Below are 4554 nucleotides of genomic sequence, written 5' to 3'. Positions count from 1 at the left end.
GCATGGAACGGCATGTTCCAGGCCAGCTTGCGCACCGCCCAATTGGTCAGCGTCGTCCTGGTGTTTTCCAGCATGTTCGCGACGAACGGGCAGCGGCCGTGCTCGGCCAGCAGATAAAGCCGCAGGAATGGCTGTCCGAGCAGAGCCGGCAAGATCCAGACATAGAACAGCACCGTTGCCTCGAACCAGATGGCAAGCGCCAGGACCACGACATAGAACCCGATCATCGCACGTGCCTCGGCGCGCACTTTGGGCAGGCCCTTTGGCGGCACATAGCTATCGTGGCAGTCCCCACGCGCATTGGTGTACAGCGTCTTGAAATGCCCCCACCACACCGGCAGGCCCGAGACGTGGACAATGTATTGCCGCAAGGTCTCAGGCTTCGGGAAGGCAAGCTCGGGATCGTTTTCCGGATCCTGCGTGTACCGGTGGTGAGCGAAGTGGAAGTAGCGGAACCAGTCGGCGGGCAGCCCGATGGCCAGGCTGCACAGCCGCGCCACGCCGTCATTCAGCCGCTGCGTATTGAAAGCCGTGCGGTGAACCGACTCGTGCAGCAGCGTGAACAGGAACACGATCAGGATGCCTTGCGGCAGCATCAGCAATGGCCAGAACGGCACCTCGGCCGCGATCAGCGATCCAATGATGACAATCGCACCCAAGTGAGCGCCGAGCTGGAACAGGCCCGCGACATCCGATTTGGCCGTCAGGCGATTGCGCTCTTCTGTCGTCAGTGACGCGATGATGTCGCGATGGTCCATCGGCCTCGATCCAGGCTGGAGATTGATGAAGACCACTCTATTCCGCAAAAAAGCTTTCCAAAAACGACGATTCCTGCGATTTGGATAAGCTAAGCTTATCTATCTGGCGATCATGGTCACATCCCCATCCCTGAAAGGGCTCCAGGCTTTCGAAGCCGCCGCACGTACGGGCAGCTTTGCCGCGGCGGCGGAAGAACTTTCGGTCTCGGCTGCCGCCGTCAGCCAGCTTATCCGCACCTTGGAGGAGCAGATGGGCCGCAAGCTGTTTCAGCGGGTCAACCGGCGCGTTGTCCTCACCGAGGCGGGCGTGGAAATGTTGCCGCGGCTGACCGTGGCTTTCCAGGAGATCGGCAGCGTCTCGCGCGAACTGGGCGGCGATGCATTCCGCCCGCGTCTGGTCGTATCGGTGCCGCCATCCATGGCCATGGGCTGGCTTTCGCAGCGTCTGGCCGGCTTCGTCGCAAGCCATGGCGCCGCCGACATATCGGTGCGGGGCGATGACGACCCGGTGCCGTTCGACCGCGAACTGATCGACATCAGGCTCTCCTACGGTCCGCACTATCGCGAACATCCGACCGAGAATATTGCCAGGGACGCGGTCTATCCGGTCTGCGCGCCAAAGCTTGCCGGCATGATCAAGGCAGGCGGCGAGCCGCTCGCCGGGCTGCCGCTGATCCACACGGATTGGGGACCGACCGGCGCTTCGTTTCCGTCCTGGCGCAACTGGTTCGAGGCGACGAATGCCCAATCTGGCCGGGCATTGCGGCGCGGCCTGTCGGCCAATTCGTCGCGCGCGGCCCTCGACCTCGCGATTTCGGGGTTGGGCGTGGCGCTGGCGCAAGGGATTTACTGTGCCGAGGCGGTGGAGGACGGCAGGCTGGTGCGGCCCGCCGCGAGCGCAATCGCCCTGCGACAGCCCTACTGCCTGACTGTCCCGGAGCGAAGCGCAAGGCGCGATGTCGTGGCCGCGTTCCGCGATTGGCTGATCGATGAATGCCGGCGCGCCGTGGACTCCCCGGCGCTGCGCTGACCCAGGAGGGCGATGGTCAGAGGTGCCCGCTCAAGGCCGCCACCATGTCCTTGTTGGCCGCCACGGGCACGATCTCGAACTCGACCAGATCAGCCCATTCGATGACCCATCGCTGCAGGAGCGTGACATCATCGGCCTCCACCAGCAGGAAACAGCGGCTCATATCGGCCGCGATCCAGCTATGATGCACGACAAGCTCCTCCGGCTTCAGGCGGCCCCGGTCGCGGAACCGGCGATAGATTTCCTTGCGGTCGCAGCCGGTGAAATCCTCGATGACGATGAACAGCATCTCTTCCCTCGGTTGATTACCGCCCCGGCCTGTCCAGCCGCTCCAGGAACCACTGCGTCAACCGCACCCAGACTTCGTCCTTCTCGCCGGAATCCTCCCAGCCATGGTCGAGGTTGGGGTTGTCGTTGACCTCGATGACGAAGACGCCGTCCTTGGTCTCCTTGAGGTCGACACCGTAGAGGCCGTCGCCGATGCAGCGCGCCGCCTTCACCGCCGTCTCGACGACATGAGACGGCGTCTCCTTCAGCGTGAAGGTCTTGATGCCGCCCTGGTCGGGCTTGCCATTGGCCTTGTGGTTGACGATCTGCCAATGCTTCTTGGCCATCAGATAGTGCACGGCAAACAGCGGCTGGCCGCCGAGCACGCCGACGCGCCAGTCATATTCGGTCGGGATGAATTTCTGCGCGATCAGAAGATCGGAATCCTCGAGCCATTCGGTGGCAAGCGTCTTCAGTTCCTCGAAATTGGCGCATTTCTTGACACCGCGCGAGAACGACGAATCCGGGATCTTCAACACCAGGGGAAAACCCAGCGTCTGCGCCGCGAGTTCGAGATCAGAGGCGCCGGCGATCATCACCGTGGGCGGCACCGGCACTTTGTTGTAGGCCATCAGTTCGTTGAGATAGACCTTGTTGGTGCAGCGGATCATCGACAGCGGGTCGTCGATGACAGGCATGCCTTCCTGCTGGGCGCGGCGGGCGAAACGATAGGTGTGATTGGAAATCGAGGTGGTCTCGCGGATGAACAGCGCGTCGTAATTCGCGAGCTTGGCGAGATCCTTCCTGGTGATGGGCTCGATTTCGACCCCCATCTTTTCGGCGATCTTGGCCCAGTAGCGCAGCGAGGAGATTTCCGACGGCGGCAATTCCTCATGCGGATCGACCAGCGTGGCGAAGGTGTAGCGCGCCGGCGTCCGGCCCTTGGTGTCGCGCCACTCTCGGTTGGTGTAGGTCTCCAGGCACTGGATGAAGCTTTTTTCCTCGTCCTCGGTCATCCGCGCCAGCGGGTGGAAGCCGATCTTGCGGATCGAGGCCCATTCGGCGCTGTCCTTGATGTGGACTTCGAGCGCCGGCGCCCGGAACCAGTCGAACAACAGCTTGGCAAAACGGTCCCAGACCTTGGACGGGCCGATGCCGAAGAAGATACAGACCTTCGCCGGAAATACGCCGCCGAGGTCCTTGCGGCATTTGTTGAGCGCCAGTTCCAGTTCCGGCAAGGCGTGCTCGTAGAGCTTGCGCTCCGACAGGTCGATCATCGTCTCGACGGTCGGGATGACCTTGTGGCCGCGCGAACTCGCCAGCAGCGACGCGTAATAGCCGCGGCTCTGGTAGCCGTAATTGTTCGACAGGTTGATGACCTTCGGCCGCTGGCCGCGGAACAGCGAGGGATGCGCGAGATAGTCGCGATTGGTGATGATCTTGTGCGGTGTCGCCACCTGGTCGAGATCGCTTTGCCTGCCGGTAAGAATGACCCAGGTCATTATCTCTTTCCCAAAGTGATGGCGGCACGCAGTCCGTCGCGGCCGAACTGCGCCATGTTCATGAAGATGCCGTAAGGCACGGGAATGTTGGCGGCATCAAGGATGGTTTCCTGCCTTTCATCCTCGACCCACGGATCGTGGATCAGAATATGGTCGCCATCATCGCCGATGGCCAGCACCCAATGCGGCACCTTCTTGCCGAACATCAGGAAGCCGCTGATCAGCACCAGCACGAGTTTGCCCCCGGCGAGAGCCGCCCTGATATCGTCGATGGTGAACGGACGGTAATTCACCGGGATACCGTAAAGTTCCGCTCGGCGGCGAAAGTCGACCTGGGCCAATTCCATGATCCGGCGCTTGTCCTCGCTACGCACCGATTGCAGGAACAACGCGCCGTAGAAGGAAACAAAGATTTCCGCCGCGAGCCCGCTTTCATACCCCGAGACAGCCAGACCGAATGGTTCGCAGCCGCCCGGCCCGGACATCATGAAGACGGTCGTCGCCTCGCGCCAGAGTCGGATTTCCATCACCGGGTCGGGTACGAAGCCACGATCGAAATTGGCCATGGCCATCATCAGGCAGCATGGACCGCAGGTGAACTCGCAGGTCTGCTGATAGAATGGCACCCTGGTGGCGACCGGAAGGTCGCCGCGCAGGGTCTTTTCATAGCGCAGCGCCGTCGCGCCGTCCTCGTAGTAACCCGGCTCCCGGCCAATCTTGCGGTATCCGCCCTGCTCGTAGATGCGGATGGCACGGCCATTGTCCTCGCGCACTTCGAGACGCAGCATCATGCGGCCGTGTTCGAAGGCTGCCTCTTCGGCCGCGGACAGCAATTGGCGGCCTATGCCGAGCCCGCCGAAAAACGGTCCGACGGCTATGGAATAGAGCCGTGCCACGCCGCTGCCCTTGCGAAAAAGCACGATCGCGTAACCGCCGACGCGGCCATCGATTTCGGCGACCAGCGTCTCGGCGGTCTCGCGCTCGATGAACTGGCGGA

At 62.3% G+C, this 4554-nt stretch carries 5 protein-coding genes; 1 reads left to right on the top strand and 4 read right to left on the bottom strand.

Annotated features, from left to right (window positions below; all coding sequences use genetic code 11):
* A partial coding sequence (locus EOA36_RS28450; RefSeq protein ID WP_127280358.1) for a fatty acid desaturase occupies positions 1-758 on the bottom strand: 758 nt, incomplete at its 3' end.
* Positions 759-870: 112 nt separating this feature from the next.
* Here EOA36_RS28450 and EOA36_RS28445 point away from each other — a divergent pair.
* The gene (locus EOA36_RS28445; protein ID WP_127280357.1) at positions 871-1788 is read left to right on the top strand and encodes a LysR substrate-binding domain-containing protein; all 918 of its coding nucleotides are present in this window, start codon (positions 871-873) and stop codon (positions 1786-1788) included.
* A 16-nt stretch (positions 1789-1804) separates the two neighbouring features.
* Here EOA36_RS28445 and EOA36_RS28440 read toward each other — a convergent pair whose 3' ends face one another.
* From EOA36_RS28440 to EOA36_RS28430, 3 genes are all read right to left on the bottom strand, one after another.
* A complete protein-coding gene (locus tag EOA36_RS28440; protein ID WP_127280356.1) occupies positions 1805-2077 on the bottom strand; it encodes a DUF3303 family protein in 273 nt (90 codons plus the stop codon).
* A 16-nt stretch (positions 2078-2093) separates the two neighbouring features.
* Positions 2094-3557: a RimK family protein gene (locus EOA36_RS28435; protein ID WP_127280355.1), complete on the bottom strand. Its 1464-nt coding sequence runs from the start codon at positions 3555-3557 to the stop codon at positions 2094-2096.
* The coding region (locus EOA36_RS28430; protein WP_127280354.1) for a peptidase C39 family protein at positions 3557-4554 on the bottom strand (998 nt) is incomplete at its 5' end. The genes EOA36_RS28430 and EOA36_RS28435, both read right to left, overlap by 1 nt.

The organism is Mesorhizobium sp. M8A.F.Ca.ET.021.01.1.1, assembly GCF_003998025.1.
Taxonomy (GTDB): Bacteria; Pseudomonadota; Alphaproteobacteria; order Rhizobiales; family Rhizobiaceae; genus Mesorhizobium.
The sequence above is the reverse complement of the archived record's forward strand: the minus strand, read 5'-3'. Positions and strand labels throughout refer to the sequence as shown.